Origin of the sequence: Paraburkholderia sp. SIMBA_054 (assembly GCF_046534875.1) — a bacterium.
In the GTDB taxonomy this organism is placed as follows: Bacteria; Pseudomonadota; Gammaproteobacteria; order Burkholderiales; family Burkholderiaceae; genus Paraburkholderia; species Paraburkholderia hospita.
Genome location: NZ_JAWRXV010000986.1, coordinates 1 through 263, shown reverse-complemented (window position 1 = coordinate 263; position 263 = coordinate 1). Strand labels below are relative to the sequence as shown.

Sequence of the window (263 nt, the reverse complement as noted above, 5' to 3'; positions counted from 1 at the left end):
CGAACGCATCGGTGATTGTCGGGCGCGTGCCGCCACGGCCGTAACACACTGGCCCAGGGCTCGATCCCGCGCTTTCGGGCCCGACCTTCAGCACGCCGAATTCGTCGACCCACGCAATCGAACCGCCGCCGTCGCCGACCGATGACACCGACACGGACGGAATATGAATCTGGAATTCGCCGATGTATTCGCCGGTCGCATATTGCGGCTGGCCGTCCACGATCAGCGCGATATCCGCTGTGGTTCCGCCGATGTCGAGGCTC

General features: G+C 64.3%; 1 protein-coding gene. It reads right to left on the bottom strand.

Annotated features, from left to right (window positions below):
* Positions 1 to 263: hydantoinase/oxoprolinase family protein (locus SB822_RS58085; protein WP_410859239.1), on the bottom strand; the 263-nt coding region annotated here is incomplete at both ends.